The 22,391-nt window shown below is 36.3% G+C and carries 23 protein-coding genes; 14 read left to right on the plus strand and 9 right to left on the minus strand.

Annotated elements, in window-relative coordinates:
* Positions 1 to 230 precede the first annotated feature (230 nt).
* From NG809_RS04000 to NG809_RS04040, 9 genes are all read left to right on the plus strand, one after another.
* A complete protein-coding gene (locus NG809_RS04000) occupies positions 231 to 560 on the plus strand; it encodes a PadR family transcriptional regulator (RefSeq protein ID WP_056032235.1) in 330 nt (109 codons plus the stop codon).
* An 11-nt stretch (positions 561 to 571) separates the two neighbouring features.
* Positions 572 to 2,296 carry a PspC domain-containing protein gene (locus NG809_RS04005; RefSeq protein ID WP_262148278.1) on the plus strand — a complete coding sequence of 575 codons (1,725 nt, stop codon included), beginning with the start codon at positions 572 to 574 and terminating at the stop codon, positions 2,294 to 2,296.
* A 310-nt stretch (positions 2,297 to 2,606) separates the two neighbouring features.
* Complete coding sequence (locus tag NG809_RS04010; RefSeq protein ID WP_262148280.1) at positions 2,607 to 3,200, plus strand: 1-acyl-sn-glycerol-3-phosphate acyltransferase; 594 nt, start codon at positions 2,607 to 2,609, stop codon at positions 3,198 to 3,200.
* A 141-nt stretch (positions 3,201 to 3,341) separates the two neighbouring features.
* Positions 3,342 to 3,776: a PaaI family thioesterase gene (locus tag NG809_RS04015; protein WP_262148281.1), complete on the plus strand. Its 435-nt coding sequence runs from the start codon at positions 3,342 to 3,344 to the stop codon at positions 3,774 to 3,776.
* Between the two features lie 114 nt (positions 3,777 to 3,890).
* A complete protein-coding gene (locus NG809_RS04020) occupies positions 3,891 to 4,349 on the plus strand; it encodes a protease complex subunit PrcB family protein (RefSeq protein WP_262148284.1) in 459 nt (152 codons plus the stop codon).
* Between the two features lie 51 nt (positions 4,350 to 4,400).
* Positions 4,401 to 5,462, plus strand: coding sequence for a hypothetical protein (locus NG809_RS04025; RefSeq protein WP_262148286.1), 1,062 nt, complete (start codon positions 4,401 to 4,403; stop codon positions 5,460 to 5,462).
* A 4-nt stretch (positions 5,463 to 5,466) separates the two neighbouring features.
* Entirely contained in the window at positions 5,467 to 6,549 is a 1,083-nt protein-coding gene (locus tag NG809_RS04030) for an RNA polymerase sigma factor (protein WP_262148288.1), read from the plus strand.
* Between the two features lie 11 nt (positions 6,550 to 6,560).
* Entirely contained in the window at positions 6,561 to 7,421 is an 861-nt protein-coding gene (locus NG809_RS04035; RefSeq protein ID WP_262148290.1) for a hypothetical protein, read from the plus strand.
* A gap of 24 nt (positions 7,422 to 7,445) precedes the next feature.
* A complete protein-coding gene (locus NG809_RS04040) occupies positions 7,446 to 8,414 on the plus strand; it encodes a chorismate-binding protein (RefSeq protein ID WP_262148292.1) in 969 nt (322 codons plus the stop codon).
* A 54-nt stretch (positions 8,415 to 8,468) separates the two neighbouring features.
* Here the strand turns inward: NG809_RS04040 and NG809_RS04045 are convergent, their stop codons facing one another.
* The 9 genes from NG809_RS04045 to NG809_RS04085 all read right to left on the minus strand — a co-directional run bounded on the left by NG809_RS04045 (position 8,469) and on the right by NG809_RS04085 (position 16,764).
* Positions 8,469 to 8,663 (minus strand): hypothetical protein, encoded by a 195-nt coding sequence (locus NG809_RS04045; protein ID WP_262148294.1) that lies wholly within the window; start codon positions 8,661 to 8,663, stop codon positions 8,469 to 8,471.
* 2 nt (positions 8,664 to 8,665) lie between these two features.
* Positions 8,666 to 9,271 carry a MarC family protein gene (locus NG809_RS04050; RefSeq protein WP_262148296.1) on the minus strand — a complete coding sequence of 202 codons (606 nt, stop codon included), beginning with the start codon at positions 9,269 to 9,271 and terminating at the stop codon, positions 8,666 to 8,668.
* Between the two features lie 43 nt (positions 9,272 to 9,314).
* The gene (locus tag NG809_RS04055) at positions 9,315 to 11,054 is read right to left on the minus strand and encodes a BatD family protein (protein ID WP_262148299.1); all 1,740 of its coding nucleotides are present in this window, start codon (positions 11,052 to 11,054) and stop codon (positions 9,315 to 9,317) included.
* Complete coding sequence (locus NG809_RS04060) at positions 11,054 to 11,791, minus strand: tetratricopeptide repeat protein (protein WP_262148301.1); 738 nt, start codon at positions 11,789 to 11,791, stop codon at positions 11,054 to 11,056. Before NG809_RS04060 ends, NG809_RS04055 begins: the two co-directional genes overlap by 1 nt.
* Positions 11,792 to 11,890: 99 nt before the next feature.
* Positions 11,891 to 12,898: a vWA domain-containing protein gene (locus tag NG809_RS04065; protein WP_262148303.1), complete on the minus strand. Its 1,008-nt coding sequence runs from the start codon at positions 12,896 to 12,898 to the stop codon at positions 11,891 to 11,893.
* Positions 12,898 to 13,887, minus strand: coding sequence for a VWA domain-containing protein (locus NG809_RS04070; RefSeq protein WP_262148305.1), 990 nt, complete (start codon positions 13,885 to 13,887; stop codon positions 12,898 to 12,900). Before NG809_RS04070 ends, NG809_RS04065 begins: the two co-directional genes overlap by 1 nt.
* Positions 13,880 to 14,776, minus strand: coding sequence for a hypothetical protein (locus tag NG809_RS04075; RefSeq protein WP_396124807.1), 897 nt, complete (start codon positions 14,774 to 14,776; stop codon positions 13,880 to 13,882). Before NG809_RS04075 ends, NG809_RS04070 begins: the two co-directional genes overlap by 8 nt.
* A gap of 30 nt (positions 14,777 to 14,806) precedes the next feature.
* The gene (locus NG809_RS04080) at positions 14,807 to 15,670 is read right to left on the minus strand and encodes a DUF58 domain-containing protein (protein ID WP_262148307.1); all 864 of its coding nucleotides are present in this window, start codon (positions 15,668 to 15,670) and stop codon (positions 14,807 to 14,809) included.
* An 89-nt stretch (positions 15,671 to 15,759) separates the two neighbouring features.
* Positions 15,760 to 16,764, minus strand: coding sequence for an AAA family ATPase (locus NG809_RS04085; RefSeq protein ID WP_262148309.1), 1,005 nt, complete (start codon positions 16,762 to 16,764; stop codon positions 15,760 to 15,762).
* Between the two features lie 184 nt (positions 16,765 to 16,948).
* Between NG809_RS04085 and NG809_RS04090 the strand changes: the two genes are divergently transcribed.
* From NG809_RS04090 to NG809_RS04110, 5 genes are all read left to right on the plus strand, one after another.
* Positions 16,949 to 17,419 (plus strand): DinB family protein, encoded by a 471-nt coding sequence (locus tag NG809_RS04090; RefSeq protein ID WP_262148310.1) that lies wholly within the window; start codon positions 16,949 to 16,951, stop codon positions 17,417 to 17,419.
* A gap of 146 nt (positions 17,420 to 17,565) precedes the next feature.
* Positions 17,566 to 18,312, plus strand: coding sequence for a 23S rRNA (guanosine(2251)-2'-O)-methyltransferase RlmB (gene rlmB, locus NG809_RS04095; protein WP_262148312.1), 747 nt, complete (start codon positions 17,566 to 17,568; stop codon positions 18,310 to 18,312).
* Between the two features lie 92 nt (positions 18,313 to 18,404).
* Entirely contained in the window at positions 18,405 to 19,451 is a 1,047-nt protein-coding gene (locus tag NG809_RS04100; protein WP_262148314.1) for a DUF6263 family protein, read from the plus strand.
* A 68-nt stretch (positions 19,452 to 19,519) separates the two neighbouring features.
* Complete coding sequence (locus tag NG809_RS04105; RefSeq protein ID WP_263011203.1) at positions 19,520 to 19,750, plus strand: hypothetical protein; 231 nt, start codon at positions 19,520 to 19,522, stop codon at positions 19,748 to 19,750.
* A gap of 36 nt (positions 19,751 to 19,786) precedes the next feature.
* On the plus strand, positions 19,787 to 22,318 hold the full coding sequence (locus NG809_RS04110; protein WP_262148315.1) for a YfhO family protein: 2,532 nt from the start codon (positions 19,787 to 19,789) through the stop codon (positions 22,316 to 22,318).
* Positions 22,319 to 22,391 lie beyond the last annotated feature (73 nt).

Consider the following 22,391-nt stretch of genomic DNA (forward strand, 5'->3'; position numbering starts at 1 on the left):
TAATAAAACAGGATGGAAATTTAGTTTTAATTAAAATTAAAAAATTCTTAATTAAAATTTATCAAACTGAAAATCAACAAATTAAATAAAATTATCAATTTATTTTACTACTTTGTATTGCATATTACCATCTTTATTACATATCTTTGTAATGTAAAATCGAAATAGGTTCAACTAGCTAGGAACTGAAAACCGAAAATTATAACCAATTAATTAAAACCTCATTAACAATGAATACCGAAAATACCAAAGCGCAAATGCGAAAAGGGATTCTGGAATTCTGTATTTTAAGCCTTATCAATGTTCGCGAAATGTATGTTTCTGATTTGATAGACGAGCTGAAAAAAGGAAAACTGGATGTAGTGGAAGGAACCCTCTACCCTCTTCTTACAAGACTGAAAAACGGAGAATTTCTCTCCTACAGATGGGAAGAATCTACCGGAGGACCACCAAGAAAGTATTATCAGATCACAGAAAAAGGAAAAACTTTTCTCACTGAACTGCAAAACACGTGGAAGGAATTAACAGATTCTGTCAATCAAATCACTCAAAAACTTTAAAAACAAAAGCTATGAACAAAACACTCTCAATAGGACTCGCAGGTTTTTCTTTTACAATAGAAGAACACGCATATATAAAGCTCAGCGATTATCTGAACGCCCTGAGAAGCTCTATGGAAGCTTCGGAGGCTGATGAAGTAATCCACGATATAGAAATCAGAATTGTAGAAATCTTCAGAGATTCTTTAGGAAAACGTGAAGTGATCAACGATACTGATGTAGAAAGAGTAATCGCCCAAATCGGTTCACCAGAAAAAATCGAAGAACAGGAAGAAGCTTATTATTCTGAAAAAAATACCAAGACCAAAGCGTCCGGAACGATTCATTCAGATAAAAAACAACTGTTCCGTGATCCTGAAAGACAGAAAATAGCAGGTGTATGTGCAGGTCTGGCTCACTATGTTGGGATGGATATCACTGCCATGAGAGCAATCTGGATCGGTGTTTTCATCATTGGCGTTTTTACAGCAGTATCAGCTCCGCTTATTGTAATTCTTTACATTATTTTATGGATTGTTTTACCTCAGGCTGAAACCGCCGCTGATTTCCTGAAAATGAAGGGAAAGCCTATGAACTTCGACAATCTTAAGAATGAGTCTAATAAACTGGTGCAGTTTGCCAACGAATCTACTCAGAGGGTCGGAGAAATCTACATCGAAAACAAACCTCATATTCAGAATGCAGGAAGCGGAATCTGGAATGTTTTCAGATATATTTTAGGATCATTTTTCGCACTGATTGCTTTCGCAATGTTTGCTGGGTCTTTTGTAGTTTTTGCTTTCATCGGGAACGATTCTTTTCCACCGATGAATCACATGAATTATCTTTTTGATGACGGAAATATGGAGTATGTGCTTGCAGCAATGATTGTAATTGGATGTATTATTCCTGCAATACTGTTTGCTCTTTTAAGTATAAAACTGATCTCACCTAAAACAAAGCTCAGAAATATTGGCTGGGTAATTGGCGGACTGTTTTTAATTCTTATTGCACTAAGCACTTATTTCGGAATTAATATGGCTAAAAAAGATATGTTTTGGAAAGGCCATAAGGAAGACACAGAAGAGATTGCTATCAACACGAATTCAGACACATTGTATGTTGACATAAAGCAGATTACAATCCCTCAGAATTTCAAAGGATATGAAGATGACATTTATTCTGATAAAAAGATGGTTTACGAAAAAGACTGGATTCATGTAGATGTTACGAGAAAAGCAAACATCGCCACACCTTATCTTATTATCAAAAAAGAAGCAAAAGGATATAATCTACCTTTAAACATCAGCGTTCCGGTTGAGGTAATCAATAATAAAATTTTGCTTCCAAATTATGTAAAATTCCCTTATGAGCATCGCTTCAGAGACAATTCAGTTGATTATGAACTGGTAATTCCTCAAAATATGATTGTGATCGGTTTGAAAGATTACGGTTTGAATTTTAACGGAGATTTAAACAACAACGGAATCAATGATGACGAAGAAGACAATGACGAAAGCGATGGAAATGACAACGATAATTCTGTGAAAATCGAGAAAAACAAAATCACCATCAACGGTTCTACCATTGAATATACCGAAGGCGATAAAGACAGCGTAATCATCAACGGAAAAAAATATCCTAAGGAAAAAGCGAAGCAGATGATGGATTCTGTGAAAGTGGATCTTGAGAAAATAAAGGATGTAGACATCAAGATGAACGCCAACAAAAAGGAAATCTCTATACAAACCAAATAACCAACCATCGAGAGTGGCAGAAGGTGTGGATGAATAGCCAGGTGTTTGAAGTTCACACTCTTCTTCTCTCAACAAAATCACAAAAAAAATCAACTTTTTGTGTATTATAAACAGAATTTTTCTTAAATTCGTACAAAATTAATTAACCCAAAACAAAAAATATTTACTAATGATACAGGTAGTTTTAGAAATTGCAGTAATGATAGCTGATTTCATCAGCAGTCTGTTTTAAGAGCCATAATATTTCAATATATTTGTAGAGTATAACCATACAGTTGGTTATACTTTTTTGTTTTAAATCTAAATCTTCATGAAAAAGTTATTAGGTAAACTGATTTTAAAAACCATAGGCTGGAAAGTAGTTTTGCAGGGCGATGTCAATGTTCTCAACAGATGCATTCTCGTTGTTGCACCACACACCCACAATTCTGAATATCTATTGGGAAACCTTGCCTACTGGGCATTGGGAAAACCTTTGAAAATCATTATTAAAGACGCTCACACTAAAGCCTGGTACGGTTCTGTTGTAAAAGGATTGGGTGGCATAGGTATCGACAGAAGTCAAAAGAACGATCTTGTTAATTTTGTTGCAAAACAGTTTGAAAAAGATGATTTCAGCCTGGTAATCACTCCGGAAGGCACCAGAAGCTGGGTTCCGAAATGGAGAAAAGGTTTTTATCACATGGCTTTGGCGGCAAAAGTTCCTATCGTTTTAGCGGCCGGAGATTTCAAAAGAAAAACTATGTTTTTGGGCTACACAATTTCTTACGAAAAATTATCTACCCTTCCCTATGAAGAAATCATGCGGGAAATTGAAGATTACTATGTAAAATACGACATCGTCCCAAAAATCCCGGCCAATTGGAATCCGGATATTACGGGAAGCAGACAAGCGGGGAGCTAAAAAGTTGGAAGATGGAAGCAGGAAGATTGAAGTTTGAAGTTTGATATACGATAAAAATGCCAACTGCAAAAAGCCATAAGCCATAAGCCATAAGCCATACGCAAAATTACTCATTACCCATCACTTATTACTCATACAAACATGTATACAAAAGACAAAACCAAAGAAGAAATACTGACATTCATCAACAATTGGGGGAACGAAACGTTTGCCAAATGGATTGGTATCCATTTTACAGATATTGACTTGGAAAATGAAACTTTAACAGCGACTATGCCCGTTTTACCAAGAATTCATCAGCCTTTCGGGATTATGCACGGCGGAGCAACCTGCGTATTAGCAGAAACTATGGGTTCAAGTCTATCCAATATTTTTATTGATGGCGAAAAGTATTTTGGTGTGGGAACCAATATCAATTCCAATCATTTACGAAGCAAAAAAGACGGTATTGTAACTGGTTTTGCAAGATTTATAAGAAAAGGAAAAACAATGCACGTTTCTGAAATTGAAATCAAAGATGAGAAGGGAAATCTGATCAGCCATACTACGATGACGAATAATATTATCAACAGATAAAATTTATTTTAAATTATACTGAAGCTCAATTTTTTGAGCTTTTTTTGTTTCTTGCTGCAACCTTTCTCAAATTTTTCATCTTATATATAATTGAAACCCATAAATTTATACATTATGAAAAAATATTTATTAATTCTGATCAGTGCGCTGTTTATTATTCTGAATTCCTGTCAGGATGATGAGGAAAATGTGGCTGTACAAACACCTGTCAGTTTTTCATTGATTGGAAAAGGAAATTTTTACGGAAGCACTTATGTAACACCGCAAAATTCAGTGATCAGTAGTACAACGGACTGGAATAACTTTCTTGTTCAGGTAAATGCACAAACCAATGTTTCCGACAGTTTTACCGAAACCAACATCAACTTTAATCAGTTTATGCTCATTGTAGTTGTCGATCAGGTTCAAAATAGCGGAGGTCATTCCATTGACATTATGACTGCAACTGAAAGTTCTCAAAATATTACTATCGATGTGGAAAAACTGCTCAATGGCAATGCAACCACTGTGATTACACAGCCTTATCACATTGTAAAAATTCAGAAAAGTACAAAACCTGTGATATTTAATTAAAATTTCCTGCAACCTTTTTATATTTTTCCATCTTTAGAGAAAAGAATATCTATGAAAAATTTACTCTTACTATTTTTAGTTTTACTGACGTTTGTTTTTTCTTGTACAGGCAAAGATGACAATGAGACCTTAGAAAAAAATATTCAATCCTACGATGTCTATGTTGGAGGTGTAGATGAGTTTAATGCATGCTATTGGAAAAACGGTCAGAAAGTACTTTTGTCACAAGGTGAAAATCTTCAGGGAACAAGCATTACAGTCGACCAGGGAAATATTTATATGTTAGCAAATAATATTGCAAAACTGGGAGGAAATCACGTAATACCTGCATGGTATTTCTGGAAAAACGGTACCAGATACAATCTTGCAGAATATCTTAACGTTGCTCCCAACAATATGAATGAAACTGATAATCTCCAGATATGGAATAATATAACTGTAGATAACGGAAATGTTTATTTCTTTGGGGTAATAAAAAACCCTTCTACAACTTCCACATCAAATCAATATCAGATATGCTACTGGAAAAACGGAGTTAAAACCGTATTGGAAAATACAGATTACTACGGTTCTTTTTCAGGATGTTTAAGTGTTTACAACAACGACGTTTACACTGCAACGCGCAGAAATATTACACCTTCCGGCGGAATTTTCACTTGGGAAACTATTCTTCATAAAAATGGAATTTACTCACCTCTTTCAAACAACACGATACCCAAATATTTCCTCAAAGACAATTCAGGAATTTCAATATTTACACAATATTCTAATGGAATTCCGTCTGTAAAAAATATCACTACAAACACTCAATTAACGATTCCCGTTTCTATCACCCAAAATGGAATTAACGATATCATTTTAGACAACTCAGACCGTTACTTTATTGGCAGCACATTTTATTATAAAAACGATGTTTTAAATCAAATCAGTGATTCTAATAATTTTAATACGATTGGTCATTTTGTTTCAAAAGATCAGAATATCTATATGACAAGATACAACACAAACGCTGGCGGAAAAGCAGTTAGATTTTATGTTAACAATACTGAAATGCTGTCTCTTCCGGATGTTTCGCGAGGATGTTTCAACTCAATATTTGTAGATCCAAATTAAATAGATGTCAAAAAATATCTTAAACTGGCAAAAAATCTATCTCGACTATTCCCCAAAACTTTTGGGGATTTGTCGCAGATATATAACAGATCTTCAGGCTGCGGAAGATATTGTGCAGGACAGTTTTATGACGGCAATGCAGAAAGACCATCAGTTAAAGGATGAAAAAGCAATTTTTGGATGGCTCAAAAAAATTGTTGTCAACAATGCTTTACAGATGATCAGAAAGACCAGCAAAGAAACTTTTATTACAACCGAACCATCAGAAATTCCAGATACATTAACCGAAATGACAACTTCTGCACCTGACGACAAAAAACACATTTTAGCATACGACTTTACAAGAGCACAGCTTCTGCAGTCGATCGATAACTTACCTTCGCAGCAAAAATCAGTATTCAATCTTTATTTTATTGAAAATTATTCCCATGCAGAGATTTCACAAATGATGGAAATTCCGGTTAATACTTCAAAATCTCATCTGTTGAGAGCAAAAAAATCGGTGCAGAATTATTTATTGACTCATTTTGTAAGTAAGGAAACGCCAAAAAACAAAATGGCTTTACTCCTTATTTTTTTCGGGTTTGGAAACAGCCTTTGGGGACGGACATTCCAAAGCAAATTTTCAGATTTTGCGATTGTGCCTCAAAAAAGTTTTAATATTCCGTCAGACTCAGCCGTAAATCAGGTGAGTTTTTCTTCAGCCACAAGTTTTTTAACACAAAATCTGATCATTGGAAGTACTGCTGTGATTATAGTTTCAGGAACAGTTGCCTGGTTTAATCAGAAAAATGATTCAACAAAAACATCTCGTGCAAATATTTCAAAACCCATGGTTAAGAACGAAAAACCAAAAATTACAACTTTAGAAACGGAATCCGATAAACAGGTTGAAAACAATCTTATCACAATGGAAACAGTTGCTGACAAAACAGATCAGGAAAAAATTGAGGCTGTAAAAGAGGAAACAAAATCAACTTCGAAAAAGCAAATAATACAGATAAAAGATTCAGCTGAAAAACCTGCTCAGCAAATCGTTGTAGTAAAAAAAGTTATTCAGAGAGACACAGTTTTTATTGAAAGGTAAATTTTTGAATTATGCTCCAAAGATTCCTGATATTCTGCTTTCTGATTACTCTGACTTCCGTTTTTTCGCAGCGTAAAAAACTTGACACGGTCTATGTCTACGAAAAAGTGATCGTTTATGACACTATTTATCTGGAGAAAGCTGTTCGTTTTAAGTTCACAGATATTGATCTTCCAAAAATTTCAACAGGTGACCTGATTTTGAAACAGATATCTTCCGAGAAATCGGATTATAACCCTACAACGCCAGGAAAGTGGAATTTAGGAGTTGAAGCGGGCATTGGACTGAAAAAAAATATCTGGTCCGAAAGTGCTTCAGAAAAAAATCAGTTTGGTGAAAACATCGGGCTTTGGATTTCGGGAAGTTTTTTCAGGTCAAAACTTTCTCTTCAGTTAGCAGCAAATCTTCACCACTGGAACCAGACTTTTAAGCTCGATGCCAATCAGGATGAGACTTTCCTGAATGGTTACTATTTTACTGAAGACAACCAACCTCTTCTGTTTCAAAAATTTAATGATGAACATTTTGAACTGGTTTTAGAGTTGAAAGCAATTTACGAATGGAAAAAAATCCGTCCTTTTGCCGGTGTTTTACTCAATCAAAATTATTATAAAATGAAATTTCTTGTTCCTGAAAACAGAATGCTGGCGAAAGAGGAAAACTTCACAAATAATCAGATCAACATTGGATTTTCCTTAGGATTACAATATCAAATATTCAAAAGATTTTTATTGGAGTTGGAATATCAGCAGTTTAAAATCAATAATCTTTCTTTAAAAAACAATGACTTTCATTTTGACATTTTTAAGACTAACAATACCTTTGCTGAAAGAAAACTGGGTTTAGGAATTTCCTATTTTATTTCTAAATAAAAGTTTTCAAAATGTTTCAATATTATGATTTATTTCAAATTTCCTTTCGACGAAAAACTCTATTCTACCGACGAAAATTTAGATATTAATTCTGTTATTTTTCACAGTTTTACGAATAACCAAAACATAAAAATATCAGGAAAAATCGTTGAAACAGATCAAAATGATTTTGATAGTTTAGATTTAAATTCCGAAATTCTATCTGAAGACAAAACCAATTTCGAAGCAGAAACAAAAGAAGAATATCTTCGAAAACTGGCGGAGGTAATCGGAATCATTAAAGAAAACAATCTTCCCAAACTTGTTCTTTCAAGACGGAAAATAGTAAATAATTTTGATGAAATTGATTTAAAAAGCAGCTTTGTTAATCTCTGTCAAAATTATCCTAATGCTTTCAAATATCTTTTCATCCAAGGAGAAACGTCTTGGATAGGCGGATTTTCCGAGATTTTAGGGAAATTTAATAAGTCAACCCATGAATTTGAAACGATGAGCATTGCAGGAACAATTCCTGTTTCTGAAGAGTGGACAGAAAAGGAAATCGAGGAACAGAAGCCGGTTTCAAACTACATCAGAGAGATTTTGAAAAAGTACTCCGAAAATATAATTGAATCGGAAACTTACGATCATATTTCAGGAAATATTAAACATTTAAAAACAGATTTTAAAATTAAAATCAATCCTGAAAATTTAGATTCGATTATTCAGGAACTTCACCCAACGCCTGCCGTTTGCGGAATTCCTAAAGATTTTTGTGCGGAAATTATTCAAAAAGTAGAGAAATTTCCGAGAGAACTGTACGCCGGTTACATTAAAATTGAAACGGAAGATTACATTCAGTATTTTGTAAATCTGCGCTGTGCGAGGCTGTATAAAAATTCTGTTCATCTCTTTGTTGGCGGCGGAATTACAGCCCAAAGCAACCCTGAAAAAGAATGGAGCGAGACCGAACTGAAATCTGAAGCTGTTCTGAAAAATCTTGTATTTAAATAACATAAAAAGCCTTTCATTTCTGAAAGGCTTTCTGTTTGAATAATAAAATTCAAATTATTTTTTTACACCGATTTTACTCCATGTATTCAGTACGAAAATTATAGCAACACCCAAGATACCGGCGATTGCTGAGAAAACGAATTTAGAATTGTCTTCTTCTGTAAGTTTCAAATTCCAATCAATTGCATAAACGTTGATTGCTGTAAACACAATAAAAACTACTAAAAATACTTTATAAAATTTCTGCATAACTAAAAATGAATATAATTCTGAACCAGCTGTGTAAAGTTGGCGGTGAATAATTTAATTGAAATGGCCAGCAAAATAATACCGAAAACCTTCTGCAAAATCGAGAGCGTTGCCTCTCCCATTTTCTTTTCAAGCCACGGAGCCAATTTCAGCACCAAATATACAAAAATTGTGTTGAGTACAATTCCTAAAATAATGTTAATGTCATGAAATTCTGCACGTAAAGAAAGTGTCGTTGTTAAAGTTCCGGCTCCTGCAACCAAAGGAAACGCAATGGGAACGATCGATGCAGCTTTAGCTTCGGTAGTTTTATTTATTTCGATACCGAGAATCATTTCTAGTGCGATAATAAAAATAACAAATGCTCCCGCCACCGCAAACGAGTTGATATCGACACCAATGAATTTCAGAAGTTTATTCCCGACAAACAGGAAAGAAATCATAATCAAACCCGCAGTGATAGATGCTTTTTTGGAATCAATATGACCAAATTTCTGCTTTAAACTGACAATAATCGGAATGGATCCCAAAATGTCAATCACCGCAAAAAGAACCATGAAACAGGTGATTATTTCCTTGATAGAAAAACCGTCAAAAATTTCATTCATAACCAATTTTTAATAATTTCGCAAAATTATGAATAAAAAATGATTATTTGCTAATTTTAGAATAAATATTGATGATATCTTTATACAGATCATCAAGCGAATGCTCAGAGCGAACCGGCGAATATTTTTCCATCTGAATCCGCTGCTCCAGATTCTGATATTCTTCGGCAACCGAACGGCCTTTGAAATTCTCCAGGAAGGAAACAAAACTACCACCCTGACTTTGGAAATACTCGTTTCTTACTTCAGCGTCAAGCTCTGAAACGGTAGAAAAGAAGGCTTCAAAATTCTGTTCGCTTTTAAGATTGTTCAGATATGAAAAGTAATCTGAGACATCAGTTTTCAGTCTTTCTCTGATTTCAGCTTCGGTTTCTGCTACAGATCCCAATGGTTTTGTGCTTATGCTTTCGGCAACCAATCGCTGCTTTTTTTGCCATTTTCTGAATGCAAAGTAGATCATCAACAATCCAAGAAGTATTGAAGTATTGATGAGTAGAATATTCCAGTTGAACTTTCTCTTTTCTTTTACTTTGAATGCGGTTGTCTGCAAAACAGGACTGTCCACCGTTTCAAGGAAATCGTTGGTGTAGTCGTTCATCTTTTCAACAGTTGTTTTGCTGTCAGCGAGTTGCTCAGCCGTTAGAGCATTTAAAACCAAAGACTTAGATCCGATGTTAATATATTCTTCATTATCGGGATTGAAAAACGAAAACTCTTCAGTTTTAATATTTAAAATACCTGCTTTGTGAGGAATGATAATGTAATTTGCAGAAATATTTCCCGTAAAACCACCTTGTCCCGCAACAAAATTATTGACAATTTTCGGGGCAAAAATTTCGTAGTCATCAGATTTTTCAATTTCAGGCAAATGCATATTCGCCAGATTACCTTCTCCTGAAACCTTTACAGTGACATTGATTGGCTTTTTAGCTTCCACTTTTTCGTCAGTAGATTTATAGACATCCACTTTAAATTTTCCTACTGCATTATTAAAACCTTCAGGAGCGTCTGCAGGAAGTTTTTTTACGTTCAGTTTTACTTTATTGGAAGCAATTTTGTTACTGCCTGAATATGAACTTACCGATGCCGAGACCGCCGGCACTTCCACGTAACCGGCTTCATTAGGGAAAACCATAAACACGGCAAGAATCTGCGTCGGCATATTAGAAATTCCCGAAGGATCGATTTCTGATTTATTAAAATTAATCGGGTGAACATCGAGATTTTCCTCTTTTGGAAGTTTAATATTTTTAACCTTTCTGAGATTATCAATATTTCTGGAATATCCTCTTAAAATGGCAACCGTTGGCTGATCCTGATAGACTTCACGGTCATCAATTTCCATATTGAGATATACATCACTGGATGCTACAGTCTTGGCAGGGACTTTTTTCTCAATATCTTTAATGAAAATATCGAAAGGTTCGGTTTTGTAAATTTTATTGTTGATGTTTACCAGCACAGATCCAATCCTTATTTTACCTTTCTGCTTGGGCTCAAGCGCAATTCTGGTGATAGATTTTGTAGAATTGGTGTTGGTTTCAGGATCCAGAAGCCCGTCCCGGTAAGATGCACTTCCCACCATATTGAATTTTGACAGATCAGGTAACTGCAGACGGCTTTGCTGAACGAGATCGTCACCGTTAAGCTCAAGAACGATGGTAAGATTTATTATATCCCGCCCTTCGTAATCAGATTTGTCTGATTTCATCGTCAAATTGACCTGACCATAAGTAGCTATGGAGGTCAATAATATCAGTATGTAAATAAATTTTTCTGTCATCACCAATCTTTCTCGTTGCTCTCTGGCATCGAATAAGAATTGTCATTTAATATTCTTCTGGCAGTCTGCTTTTCTCTTTCGCCAATATGGTTGAGTAATTTTCTCTGATCCTCTTTAGAAAGTTTACCTTCCGTATTTCCCTTTTTGGCATCTTCAGGATTCTTTCCTTCACCTTCGTTCTGCTGTCCTTTTCCCTGACTTTGATTTTTTTCTTGGCTGTCGCCGTCTTTTCCTTTGTTCTGATCATCGCCGCCGCCCGATTTTCCGGAGCTGCTGCTTTGTTCTTTATCTCTCTGCTCTTTTTTCAGTTTGAGCATTGCAATTTCATAATTCTTACGCGTCGGTTCGCTGTATGGCTTTTGTTTTAAAGAGCTTTTGTAAGCTTTTGCAGCTTTTTCGGCATCATCCAGCTTCATGTAGGCATTTCCCAAATTGTGCAGGGCAGCAGCCTTATCTTCAACATTCTGTGCAAGCTTTTCTGCTTTTGAAAATTCCGCTTTTGCGTCTTCAAACTTTTCACTTTTATAGAATGCGTTTCCAAGATTGTAGTGTGCTGCAAAGTCTTCACTGTTCATCTTTACCGCTTCTGTAAATTTAGATGAGGCACCTTCATAATCTTTAGCCTTAAATTTCACATTGCCATCCCTTACCAATATTCGGTATTCTGTCTGTGCAAAAACCGAGTTTTGAAACAGGAAAACCAAGAGAAACGACAAAAAGAATATTTTAGTATTCATCTATTGCAAAATTATTCGTTTATATGTTAATAAACAGCGTCTTAATTGTTAAAGTTGGGTTAAAGTAATCGGGGCAAATTTAAAATTTTACTACACATTTTAAATAGAAAAATCTCTTTTCGGATTAAAAAATAAAATAATCAGAAATAAAAAGATAGAAACTCCAAGAAAATACTGATAATAATGATTGGCATTCTGTGATTTCACGTACGTTTCAGACTTCCCTCCTTTTTTGTTTAAATCTTCAACAATTCTGTCTGGTGCGTCTTTCATGGAATTTCCGTCAATGTAGCTCCCACCAGTAGATGCAGACATATTGACCAAAGCCTGAGTCTGTCTTTTGGTAACTACCATCTGCCCTGAGTTATCCAGTTTATAACCCATCAGCTGACCGTATTCATACATCGGAACCGGTGCGCCTTCTTCGGTGCCTACCCCAACTGCAGTGATTGAAATTCCTTCACTGTTGGCAAGCCTCACTGCTGCATTGTCATTGCCTTCATTGTCTTCGCCGTCACTTATTAAAACTACTTTTCTGGAGCCTTTGGCAACCGTTTTAAACTTTTCTGAAGTAATCTGCATCGCTTTTAAAAAATCAGTACCCTGAACCCGCATGGCGTTGGTTTCAATTTCGCTTAAATATGTTTCCGCTGCTCCGTAATCGGTTGTTAAAGGCATTACAGAAACGGCATCTCCAGCAAAAACAACAATTCCAACTTTATCATTTTTCATCTTCTGCATCGTATTGATCACAAGATTTTTCGCCTGATCCAGACGGCTCGGTTCAATATCTTCTGCGTTCATTGAATTTGAAATATCGAGAACAAATATTACGTTGCTGAGTTTCTGTTCAGATTTTACAGTTTCAGATCCATTCAACAAATCAATTATTGAAAAAATTAAAAACAAAACCGCCAGCAGATACAAAAATGGAAAGAATTTCACAAAAGACGAATTCTTTTCAAACAAAGCCTCATGAAATTTCGATTCTGCAAAAATTGCCTTTCTCGCTTTTTTCCATCTTAAAAACCGGATCACGATGAAAGACAGCAGCGGCAGAAGCAACAGCAGAAGTAAATACCAGTAATTTCCCAGATCCCAGCTCATCAGTTTAAAAATTTATATAAAACCCATCTCAAAAGTGCATCGAAAAGCAAAATCCCGAGTGCTATCCAAAGAAAAAATCTGAAATGTTCTTCATAATTGTAAGTCTTTGAAGAGTTGACATCAGACTTTTCAAGAAGGTTAATTTCATTGTAGACCGCCTCCAGTTTATCGCCTGAAGTTGCACGGTAATATCTCCCTCCCGTGATTTCAGCAATTTCTCCAAGAGTGCCTTCATCGATGGTTACGGGCATTTCATTGTAAATATATCCAAACTCATCCACTCCGGTGGGCATTAAAGCATAGCCTTCAGTTCCAATACCAATACAATAAACTTTAATGTTGCTCGATTTTGCCAACTCGGCAGCCAAAAGTGGTGGCATCACATTTTGAATATTGCTTACCCCATCTGTCATTAAAATCACGATTTTGCTCTTTGCCTTGCTTTGTCTGAGGTGATTGACAGCAACGGCCAACCCCTCGCCTACCGCCGTTCCGTCTTCCATTTCCCGCTGATTGATGTTTTTGATCTCATGTATCACGGCATCATGATCAAATGTGAGCGGCATTTTCGGAAAAGCTTCCAGTTTATAGGTCACAAGACCAATTCTGTCATTAGGTCTTTTATTAACAAAATCGACAGCGATATTTTTTAAAACAGATAACCTGTCGGGCTCAAAATCTGTTGCCAACATACTCAGGGAAACGTCGACCGCAAGCATAATATCAATTCCTTTGGTCTCATCCTGATCCTGACTGATGGTGAAACTTCTCGGTCTTGCCATTGCGATAATCAGAAAGCTCAGAATAAGGTATTTTGAAATTTTGAGGAGAAAAAGTACGGCTTTAATTCCGCTTCGGCTTTCCATATTTTTGGTGGACGGTACAACGATTCCCTTTCTTTTTTTTCTGCTAAAATCTAAAATGAAAAGAGGCAGAAACGCAAGAAAAAGCAGCAAAAACCACGGACTGTACAATTCGTAATTAAACATCCTTTCTCAGATTTTCAAATTCGATATCTTTCGCAGACTTTTCCACAACGGTTTTTATATCTGAGAAATCTTTCTGCATAGTGGTTTCATCCGGAAATGTTTTGGCAAATTTCACCAAATCTCCACGCAGGAAAACCTCTTCCACTATTTTTTCACTTTCAGGAGAAATTGTGTTATTCTGTTTCATTGCATCAATCAAATCATCCGTAAGCAAAACTTCCGCAGGCAAATGATACTGCGTTGTGATAAAACGTCTTGAAATATCGATTAATTCAACATAAAAAGATCTGAAATCTCCGTTTTCGATGTACTTTTTCTTTTTTAAAACATCCAGTTCCTTCAAAGTGAGATTGGTCGTGATTTTAGGTGAAGATTTTGGTCTTCTTCCATATTTTAAAATAATAATGATCGCAATTATTAAAGCAATAACAGCCAACGCCGCCAAAATGTAAAATTTGTAAAGTTCCCAGTAATCTGCCATCTCAAGGTCAACTTCTTTGTTGCTCATGATGTCGTTGATCACGTCTTCTTTCGTAGCTGTATTCACCACTTCAATTTCATAAGCGGGAGTTCTGTGAATTTCGTCACCCACTTTAAATTCAAGTTCAGGGATGGTAAATTTACCTTCCTCAAATACTGCAAATTCTATTTTTCTTTCGTAAGAATCTTCTGAAACACCGATGCTGTCTTTAATTTCTTCAAAATGAAAAGGCAAAAGTTCGTTTTCGCGGGCAGCACTTACTTTTTGTCCGTTCAGGTATTTGATTCTGATGATCAGCTGATCAGTTTCGCCCAGAGCCAGCATTTTTTTCTGCAGGTTTGAAGTAATCATCTGCGCCAGTGAGAGCGATGAACAAAGTATAGAAAATATGAAAAGTATTTTTTTCAATTGAAATCTAAGTTTTAAAATATCATTAAATTATTTCTTCTGAAAGTACTGATAAAGCAGTTTCGAATATTCCGTTCCGGTGCCGATGTTCATAAAACCTGCAGACGAGTTGGCAAAATTCTCTTCCAGTTGTTTCAGTTTCTGTTTTTGGGCTTCCGCAAAAGTATAACGCCATCTTGCACTCGAAGTATTGACGTAAATTTCTCTTCCGGTTTCCGCATCGTGCAGCAACGCATAACCTACATCGGGAATTTCATTGTCTTTTTCATCAAACACCCGCATTCCCAGAAGCTGATGTTTTTTTGAAGCCACCGCAAGAATTTTTGAATCTAAATCATCCTCAAAATCAGAAAGAAGAAAAACCAATGATTTCCTTTTAAAAACACTCATCATGTAATTTAAAGTCACTTCAATTTTTGATTTTGCAGGCACATAATCTGCCGTCAGAATACTGCTGATCATCGACAGGATGTGCTTTCTACCTTTCTGCGGCGGAATTACTTTATATACTTTATCGGCAAACAGAATCAAACCCACTTTATCGTTATTCCCAGCGGCAGAAAAGCCTAAACTTGCAGCAATTTCTGCTACATACTCTCTTTTGAGCTGATGTTTTGTGCCGTAATTCATTGAGGCTGAAATATCGACCAGAATCATCATCGTCAGTTCCCGTTCCTCTTCCATAACCTTCACAAAAGGTTCCTGAAAACGGGCGGTTTTATTCCAGTCGATTCTACGGATTTCATCGCCAAACTGATATTGTCTAACTTCAGAAAAAGTCATTCCCTGTCCTTTAAAAGCCGAGTGATACTGCCCCATCAGCGAATTCTCCGTCTTCCTTCTGGTACGGATTTCTATCTGTTTAACTTTTTTGACGATGTCTTTTATTTGCATAGGTTGAAAAGAGCCAAGTAAAAAGTAAAAAGAATCAAGTTTAAGAGATTAAACTCATTATCAATTACTTATTATTTATTACTCATAATTTACGGTGCTTGTATTTTAGCTAAAATCCTGTTTACAATTTCCTCGGAAGTGATTTCTTCAGCTTCAGCTTCAAATGTCAGTCCGATTCTGTGTCTTAAAACATCCTGAGCCAAAGCTTTTACATCTTCAGGAATTACAAATGCTCTTCCCTTTAAAAATGCATACGCTCTTGATGCAATAGCCAAATTAATTGACGCTCTTGGAGAGGCTCCGAAACTGATGTAATTTTTCAGTTCCGAAAGTCCATATCTTTCAGGGAAACGGGTTGCGAACACCATATCAAGAATGTATTTCTCAATTTTTTCGTCAAGATATACTTTATTGACAATTTCTTTTGCATCAACAATATTCTGCAGCGAAATCACCTGTTTCACTTCCTGTGACTGAGATGTTGAAACCATTCTCATTACCGATCTTTCGTCCTCAAATTCAGGATAATCAATCGTACACTTCAACATAAAACGGTCGCTTTGCGCTTCGGGTAAAAGATAAGTTCCTTCCTGATCGATTGGGTTTTGAGTAGCCAAAACAAGAAATGGTTTAGGCAGTTTCATCGTCTCATCGCCGATGGTTACCTGCTTTTCCTGCATTACTTCAAGCAAAGCCGACTGCACTTTTGCCGGAGCACGGTTGATCTCATCCGCAAGCACGAAATTGGCAAAAACAGGACCTCTTTTAATGGAAAAATCATTTTCTTTCACATTATAAATCATCGTCCCGACCACATCTGCCGGCAAAAGATCCGGAGTAAACTGAATTCTTGAAAACTGCCCGTGAACAGCGTCTGCCAGCGTTTTTATTGCCAAAGTTTTTGCCAGACCGGGAACACCTTCGAGCAAAACGTGACCGTTACCTAAAAGCCCAACCAAAAGGCGGTCAATCATGTATTGCTGACCGATGATTACTTTATTAATCTCCTGTCTCAGAAGTGTGAAAAAATAATTCTGTTCCTTAACCCTTTCTGTAAGCTGACGGATGTCTTCTGCTTGAAATGTATCTGACATAAGTTTATTAAATAATTGGTAAATTTCTGATAAATACTTGCATTTGCCAACACAACAAATGCCATTATTGAGTTAAAGTTTGTTAAATCTAAAATATTTTCAGTATTAAAAAAGTTTAAACTCAGGCTTAAAATTGTAGCATCCACTTTATTAAACTATTTTTGGAGATTAAAAATTCTGTACGATGAATTATCATTTTCAGGCACACAGACAGGTGAGAAAAAACCTTCTCCATATCCTGCAGGAAACTTCTCACGAAGACCTTCTGCTGATTCCTGATGGTTTTAACAATAATCTTTACTGGAATATTGCCCACACTGTCGCAACACAGCAGCTTCTGCATTATTACCTGAGCGGAAATCCGTTTAGAATAGACAAGTATTGGGTAGAAACCTATAAAAAAGGCACACTTCCCAATCTGAATGTGCAAAAGTCTGAGGTTGAAGATCTAGAATTTTTATTGACAGAAACTTCAAAAATTTTAATGAAAGATTTTGATGCGGACCTTTTTTCAGATTATACCCCTTATACAACGAGTTTTGGTATGGATTTGAAAAGCATCCAGGATGCCATCATCTTCAACAATATGCATGAATCGCTGCACTACGGCTACGCTTTGGCACAGAAGAGGGCGATTTTGGGAGAAAGAGATTAGAAAGAGCCAAGGAAAAAGTTAAAAGAGACAAGTTAAAAGGTAAAAAAACCAAGGCTGATTAAAGGATAACAATAAAAAAAAATGAGATTGCTTCGTTCTCCGCAATGACGATCTCAAATTTCAAATTTTAGATTTCAAATTAAAGAATGAACGACGATTTTATATTCGGGTTGCGTCCCGTACTGGAAGCTATAGAAGCTGGAAAAACAATAGACAAGATATTTGTGCAAAATGCTTTACAGGGAGAAATTTATGCAGAACTGAAAGCTGCTCTGGCAAAAAATAAGATTCGTCCCAACTATGTTCCTGTAGAAAAACTGAACCGTTTCACGAGAAAAAATCATCAGGGAGTGGTGGCATTCATTTCAGATGTGCCTTTCCATAAGATTGAAAATATTATACCTGAATTATTCGAGCAGGGAAAAACGCCTTTCATTTTAATCCTTGACCGATTAACCGATGTGAGAAACTTCGGAGCCATTTGCAGAACCGCAGAATGTGTTGGAATTGATGCGATCGTCATCCCTGAAAAAGGCGGTGCACCGGTTAATTCTGATGCCATCAAAACTTCGGCTGGAGCATTATACAATATTAAAATCTGTAAAGAAAATAATCTGGCTCATGTGGTGGATTTCCTTCAGCAAAGCGGAGTTTCCGTATTTGCAGCATCAGAAAAGGCTCAGAAATTAATCTATGATGTAGATTTCACAGAACCTTGCGCCATTGTTATGGGTAATGAGGAAACCGGAATTTCAAAAGAAGTTCTACATCATGCAGATGAAAAAATAAAACTGCCTATTGAAGGTAAAACGCAGTCTCTCAATGTATCTGTAGCCTGTGGAGCAATTCTGTATGAAGCTGTAAGACAGAAACACATTAAATCAAACCTTTAAATTTTAAATACAATTCATGAACTCGCCTTTATTTAGAGATACAAACATCAATGAACACACGGCGAATTCATCAAAACAATAAATATCTATAAATGAAAAATATAGCAGCATTTGCATTACTGTCCATCGCTTTGGTATCGTGCAAAAAGGAAACCGCAACCATCACCAAAGTAGATCCTAAAACAGGAAAAACAATCACGGTGGAAGTGCCTGCAGATTCTATAAAAAAGGTGGAAGCCAACCCTGCAATCAAAGACTCACTGGGAGTTTTCAAGCAAACCTTTAAACTTAAAAAAGGTGAAACCTATCCGTTGACAACATATCAGCGGGATGTAAGAACGATGACGGATCCTTCAGGAAAAACCATTTCAGGAACTAGCGATTCTACCGATGAGATGAATTTTACGGTAAATGATATTAAGGGTAAAGTTTACGATATCACTATCAATTTAATTTCAAAAAGAAGCTCACAAAATTCTCAGGGAAAAACAATTGCTGTTGACACAAAAGAGGCCGCTCCAAAGGAAGATCAGCTGAAAATGGTCTGGAATATCAACAAAGCTTTGGTAGGAAACAAACTTCAGATGAAAATGGACGATCATGGAAATGTGATTTCGATTACAGGATTTGAGCCTATTTACAAAAAAATCGCTGACGTTGTCGCAAAAATTGTAAAAGATAAAACGCAGGAGCAAGGTGTTGTTGAAAGCTTGAAACAAACCTTTAACGAGAAAGTTTTAAAAGACCAGTTTGAGAAAAACCTAACTGTAATGCCTAAAAAAGGTGTTAAAATCGGTGAAAAGTGGACATTAAGCGAAAGTGCCGACGATGCAGGAAAAGTAAAGGTAACATCGAATTACCAGCTGAAAAGTGTAGGAAACGGCATTGCTGAAATCTCCGTAACCGGCGGAATTCCAAAGAAAACTGAAAAGCAGAAGCAGGGCGACGTTACGCACAGTTTAACCAGCGAACTTTCGCAGGATGGCGTTATTAAATTTGACCAGAACACAGGCTGGATTACGCACCAAAACATCAGTGTAAAAACAACTCAGATAGAAACTATTGCCAATGCAAAAGAGTCACAGTCGATGAAGAGTGTTTCTAATTCTACGGTGATGGTGAATCCGTCTGCAAAATAAATTAATACTTGGGATTCAGGTTTCTACAAGATCTGAATCCTTGAGTTTTAAATCTTAAAAAAATTATTATGAAACATATTCTTGAGTTTATCCTCATTACCATCATATTATTTTTCGTCTGGAATATTTTAAAGAAAATCTTTTTCAACAAATTTTACAAATACACAGGCTTCAGACCTCAGGAAAGAACACCGAAAGAGGAAGTTAAAAACTCAAAGACAAACATTGAGAAAAAAGTAAAATGGGACGCAGAAACTGTGGAATATGAAGAGGTGAAGGAAAGCAAAGATAAGAGGTAATCAATAGACCAATAAAAAAAGATAACAACCATCAGCATGGCAAAAAATAAAAACTTAGTTTACATTGCAATTTCAATCGTTGCATTCTTGGTTTTAGCATTTTTATACTCAACGCCGGTACTCACCGGAAAGCAGCTTTTTCAGCATGATATCGTGCAGTATCGCGGTGGCGCAAAAGAACTCATCGATTACAGGGAAAGTTTCGACAAGGAAACGTACTGGAGCGACTCTATGTTTGGAGGAATGCCAACTTACCAAATGGGAAGCCGCTTTGAAGGCGATATCATCAAAAAAGTAGACAGTTATCTGAATATTTTGCCGAGACCTGTCAACTATATGTTTTTACTGTTCGCAGGATTTTTCCTGTTGGGAATGGTTGCCGTTCGAAACTGGAAATATGCCCTTTTGGGAGCCACATTTTTCGGACTTTCGACCTATTTTTATATCATTATTGCAGCCGGACACAACGGAAAAGTGAATACCATCGAATATTTCGCACCACTTTTAGCCGGAATTCTTTTGGTTTATATTCGCAAAAAATACATTCTTGGCTTCATTGTCACTACCCTTTTCTTCGGATTGCAGGTAGCGGCAAACCACCCACAGATGACCTATTATCTGTTTTTAGGACTTGGATTTTTATTTGTTTCTGAATTGATCAGAGCTTTAATGAAAATAGTGCCAATGAAGCACTTCCTAATCTCATCGGGAATTATTGCCGGAGCATTAGCCATAGGAGTTGGTATGAATTCCCAGCGAATTATGGCAAACTCTGAATACATCAAAGAAACAGTAAGAGGAAAACAGATTTTAAATACAGAAAACCACACCGCAGGAAACTCCGGAATGGACAAAGCAAGCATCCTCAACTGGAGCTATGGAAGGCTGGAAACTTTAAACCTTTTCATCCCAAGATTAATGGGTGGAGCAAGCAATGCTCCGGAAGGCGAGAAAATGATGGGTGAAATTCAGGAGTTGGTACAGCAAAACGTGGGGTCACAAGCTGAGATGGACAGAATTTCTCAGGGATTCGGTTCTACAACCTATTGGGGAGAGCAACCGGGAACGTCAGGACCAGCTTATCAGGGAGCAGTAGTTTGTTTTCTGGCATTGTTAGGATTCTTTTTTGCGCCGAAAAAATACCGTTACTGGGTTTTGGGAGCTACAATTCTAACAATTTTATTGGCTTGGGGAAGCAATTTCATGCCGCTTTCAGATTTCTTTATCGACTATGTGCCGTTTTACAGCAAATTCAGAGCACCGTCGTCTATTTTGGTCGTTGTGGAATTATTATTCCCACTGATTGCAATTATAGGATTGTATAAATTCTTTACAGATTCAAAATTAACAGAAGAATATAAAAAGAAAATCTTACTGTATGTTTCTGGTGGAACTTTAGGTTTACTATTAATCCTTCTGATTTTTGGTAAAGGAATTTTAGGTTTCGCAACAGATACAGAGCAGCAATATTTACCACCATTTTTACTCGATTATTTGGTTTCGGAGCGCTACAAAATGTTCAGCGCAGATGCAATTAAAGCACTAATTTATGTTGGAATCACCGCAGCCGTTTTATTTTTAGGTTTAAAACAGAAACTTAATCAAAACATCGCACTTTTAATCATTGGCGCGGTAAGTTTGTTTGATTTGTGGAGCGTTAACAGAAATTATCTGAATGATAAAAACTACGTTGATGCCATCTTTGCTGAAAACCCTTTCCAGACAGAAGGCACAGATTATTTAGCTGAAAAGGTGGGCGATAACCCTAATTTACAGTCTATTTTAGCAAGCATTCCTGTTAATAAAACCCTGGAAACTATTGCCCAAAAAGATACGAAACACTACAGAGTTTACAATCAGGTTTTGGGTGTGACTGGAGAAACAAATACTTCTTATTTCAGACCTTCTGTCGGTGGTTATCATGCAGTAAGGCTCAGAAGATATGATGATTTGATGAACGCTTACATCACACAGCCGGACAGCGTGAAAACGCCAAAAATCTTAAATTTGCTCAACACAAAGTATATGATTTTCGGTAAACCTTCAGAACCTCAGGTTGTTCCGAATCCTAATGCCAACGGCAATGCATGGTTTGTAAGTAATCTAAAATTTGCCAATAATCCAAACGAAGAAATCGCTTTGGTGGGTGAAATCGACAGCAAGAAAACAGCAGTTATCAATGTTGACGATAAAAAATATTTTAATGGTAAAAATCTGCAACCAGATTCTACTGCAACGATTAATTTAACGAAATACGAGCCCAACGTACTTGAATTTAAATCTTCTTCAAAAACGCCACAGCTGGCAGTTTTCTCGGAAATTTATTATCCGCACGGCTGGAAAGTTTCAGTTGACGGGAAAGAAGTTGATTACGTGAAAGCAGATTATTTACTTCGTGCTGTTCACGTTCCTGCCGGAAGTCACAATATCAAAATGGTTTTCGAGCCGCAAGTCATTGAAAACGGAAAATGGATTTCACTGATTTGCTTTGCCCTGTTTGTGTTATTGAGTGCCGGAGGAATTTATTTTGTTTACCGTAAAAAAGAACAACCAGCCACTATTAGGTAACGTCATTGCGAGGAGGAACGACGAAGCAATCTGTTAATTTTATAAATACTTTTAAAAAGATTGCTTTCCCGAA

This window comes from Chryseobacterium foetidum (assembly GCF_025457425.1).
GTDB lineage: Bacteria > Bacteroidota > Bacteroidia > Flavobacteriales > Weeksellaceae > Chryseobacterium > Chryseobacterium foetidum.